A 3,721-nucleotide genomic window follows, 5' to 3' on the forward strand; every position below is an offset into this window, starting at 1 on the left:
AATATAGGCCGCGAACCTGTTCACTACGTTTCAAATATTAATCGCTACTTCATTATCTACAAACAGCTAAACTCACTGAGAGAACTAAGAGAGCAACAAGCGGCAAAAATTAATATTGTGGAGTAAAACTAGGTTGGAATCTCAGATAACGAGGAAGGTTGAGTAGCTAAGCAAAGAATAACGGAATTTGATTCACATTTTTGAACTGGTTAATTCACAAGCAGACTATTTCATTAGGTCGTAGAAGGTCCCTAAAAAACCGTAGCATTTTAGCCTGTTACCTCTCCCAATCTAATGACTTTTTCTACTGACACAAGCTTTTTCGCCTCTCTTTCAATAGACTATTTGAGTTAGATCACGTTTGAATTCAACACTGAAAAACACCAATAAAATGGTGATCTAAATCACATTATTTTACCCTTGGATAAGTAATCTGGAGTTAACCCATGAGGGATGACACAGAGGAAAACATCTATGAAAGTAAACATCACTGGTAAAAATATCGACATCACCTCTGCAATCCGCAATCACATTGAGAGCAAATTTAAAAAGTTAGAAAAGTGGCAAGTTGACATCATCGGTTGTCAAGCAAGCTTCAGTGAGGAGCCAAACAAACAGAAAAAATTTGAAGCTGTCATTACCGTACCTAAAGGACAACTTATTGCATCCGCCACTCACGAAGATTTATACGCTGCCGTTAACGAGGTAGAACAGAAACTAGAACGTCAGCTAAACAAACTACGTCATAAGCCTGAAGCACGCCGTACTGAGAAGCCAGAGCTTGAAGAAGAAGTAGAATAGACAAAATAAGTTATGAGGATCAGAAAAATAGCGCCATTTGGCGCTATTTTTTTGCTTGACGCCCTATAGCGTGTTGCTTATTGTGTTCAAGAGTTCATTACTTAGTAGATAATTATGCACCCAACCAATCTGTTCTTTTTTGACTTCTTTTTTCTCCACTAAATTGGAGGCTCTCTCGTTTTCGAAAGAAAAGTCAAAAACGAACAGAAAGCCTCCCAAAGGGAGGCTTTTTTTATAAGGAATACCAGGATGACTGACCAAAAATACTCACTTGACGAAATACGACTGCGTTTAAATGAACTGGACGACCAATTACTCCAGTTGCTATCAGAGCGCCGTCAGATGAGTATTGAAGTGGCGAAAAGCAAAGTACAAACGTCCAAGCCCGTTCGCGACGCCGAACGCGAACAGCAACTTCTGGTTAAGTTAATTAATAATGGCCACCAAAAATATCAACTTGATGCTCAATACATCACTAAACTTTTCCATACCATTATTGAGGACTCGGTTCTCCTTCAGCAATCTTATCTGCAGAATTTAGCCAACCCAGAACTGAGCCGGAAACCACTTGCTCGTGTCGCATTCTTAGGTTCAAAAGGCTCATACTCCCATCTAGCCAGCCGCGAGTATTTTAGCCGTAAGAATACGGAATTAATTGAACTCAACTGTGAACACTTTAGAGAAGTGACCCGCACCGTTGAGTCTGGCCATGCGGATTATGGCGTACTGCCAATTGAAAATACTAGCTCTGGCTCGATCAACGAAGTCTACGACCTGCTTCAACACACCACTCTGTATATTGTCGGAGAATTGACGTTGCCTATCGAACACTGCTTGGTCGCAACCTCTGACATTCGTTTAGAAGAACTGAAAACACTCTACTCGCACCCTCAACCGCACGCTCAATGCAGTGAGTTTTTAAGCAAGTTAGAAGGCGTCAAGCTTGAGTCATGTGCAAGCACCGCCGACGCAATGCAAAAAGTGAAACAGATGAATCGCTCAGATGTCGCAGCGATTGGCAATGCTTCGAGTGGGAAACTCTATGGCCTACAGCCAATTCAGAGCAATATTGCGAATCAAACCGAAAACCATACTCGCTTTATTATTGTCGCGCGTAAGCCAGTTGAAGTATCTGCACAAATTCCTGCCAAGAGCACTTTAATCATGTCAACCTCTCAAGAGGCAGGCTCATTAGTAGAAACCTTGTTGGTTCTACAACGTTATGGCATCAACATGACCAAGCTAGAGTCTCGTCCAATCATGGGCAATCCTTGGGAAGAGATGTTCTATGTTGATCTGGAGGCTCACCTAGATTCACAACCAATGCAGCAAGCGCTCAATGAACTGACGAAAATCACCAAACACTTGAAAGTTCTTGGCTGCTATCCAAGTGAAAACGTGAAACCAACTCAGGTAAAACTTCTGTAAATATATCTACATAGGTCAAATAATTGTCACTTAATAGCTGACACCACTCACTAATATTCTTACTATCACGCTCTATTTAGTTGCATATTAGTGTTGTGTCAGCGCGTTTCAAACTGACTCTGATTAGCAGTACTTTCCTGATTTATCGATAAAGGGACCTAACAGTCAGTATGAGAGCTTCGTACATATTGCTATTAACTCTGCTCAGTTCCGTTACCACAGCTCAAGAAACCAGCCTAAATGTTTACATGTGGGAAGATACACTCTCCCCCTATGTTCAATCTGAGTGGGAGAAAGAGTCTGGTGTAAGTTTAAAACTTTCACACTTTGACAACGACGACGAGCGCAGTTTATTGATGATGAAGAGCGTTCAGCTTCCCTTTGATGTAGTGGTCGTAGACAACGTCTCAGCTCAAATTTATGGTCGGCTCGGCGCCTTTGAAGATCTATCATCACTCAATAACCGACAACATAATGAACCTAAATGGAATCAAACCTGCGGCCCTTATGCTGTACCTTACTTTTGGGGGACTGTGGGTATCGCCTATCGTAAGGATAAGATCAGTCACCCACCGAAAACTTGGCAGGCCTTTGTTAATCCACCACCAGAGCTGTCTGGTAAGATTGGAATGATTAACGATAGCGTAGAGAGCTTCTTACCTGTTCTATATAGCTTAGGGCTCTCTCCCACCACCGAAAATCCTCAAGAGCTCAAAAGTGCCTTCCCTGCGATGATGATGTTTAGCGAAAAAGTCCTCACCTATGAGTACATTTTGAGTTATGTTCGTAGCCAAGAATCCATCAACCCAATGGCAATGACACTCGCTTACAGCGGTGATCAATATTCTCTTAATCGTACCTTCGGTGGTGATAACTGGGATTTCATCATTCCTGATGGGGAACTGTTTATTTGGGTAGACTGTTTAGCGGTGACGAGTCATTCAGAGCACAAGCAAGAGGCAAAAGCGTTTCTCGAATACCTCATGCATCCCAAGGTTGCTGCAAAAAATGCAACAGATATCAAAGCCGCTACTCCTAACTTAAGTGCACTAAAACTACTGCCCGATTGGTATGTAAATGATGCATCATTATTCCCATCTGCCGAACGAATTAAAAACGCACATATAGATAGCGAACTCTCGGCAGAAAATATAAGCCTAAGAGCTAAAGTAATTAACCAAATTCTTAAACGTCATGAAGCTAAACACTAGGGTTCTACTGCTTGTTGCGCCTGTGATCTTATTGAGTGCTGTTATCTCTAGCTATAGCATCTACTTCAATCAAAAAGATACCCTTATCAAGCGCGAGCAAAGCTATATTCAGCTCTCTATGGAAAAGCTAGCCGGTCATTTTCGCCAATCAATGGCGCTGATCAATAGCTACTCTTTGACCTTAACTAAAAGCGATATTATTAGTAATTATTTTCGTCAACCTGAGAACCCCTACAGAGAGATGAAACTGATTGGTAATTTACAAGCAACCATTGAAAATC

Annotated in this window: 3 protein-coding genes, 1 pseudogene and 1 other annotated feature; all 4 genes and pseudogenes read left to right on the top strand. The window is 41.6% G+C overall.

The window, feature by feature from the left end:
- Nucleotides 1-474: 474 nt before the first annotated feature.
- Nucleotides 475-801, top strand: coding sequence for a ribosome hibernation-promoting factor, HPF/YfiA family (hpf, locus tag QTO00_RS16310; protein WP_069667500.1), 327 nt, complete (start codon nt 475-477; stop codon nt 799-801).
- 116 nt (nt 802-917) lie between these two features.
- Nucleotides 918-1,037 (top strand) — a sequence feature (Phe leader region).
- A 13-nt stretch (nt 1,038-1,050) separates the two neighbouring features.
- On the top strand, nt 1,051-2,229 hold the full coding sequence (pheA, locus tag QTO00_RS16315) for a prephenate dehydratase (protein ID WP_331425732.1): 1,179 nt from the start codon (nt 1,051-1,053) through the stop codon (nt 2,227-2,229).
- 170 nt (nt 2,230-2,399) lie between these two features.
- A complete protein-coding gene (locus tag QTO00_RS16320; protein WP_331425733.1) occupies nt 2,400-3,440 on the top strand; it encodes a polyamine ABC transporter substrate-binding protein in 1,041 nt (346 codons plus the stop codon).
- Nucleotides 3,424-3,721, top strand: a pseudogene (locus QTO00_RS16325) (diguanylate phosphodiesterase); the annotation flags it as partial. The gene QTO00_RS16320 and the pseudogene QTO00_RS16325, both read left to right, overlap by 17 nt.

Origin of the sequence: Vibrio sp. M260118, assembly GCF_036533755.1 — a bacterium.
In the GTDB taxonomy this organism is placed as follows: Bacteria; Pseudomonadota; Gammaproteobacteria; order Enterobacterales; family Vibrionaceae; genus Vibrio.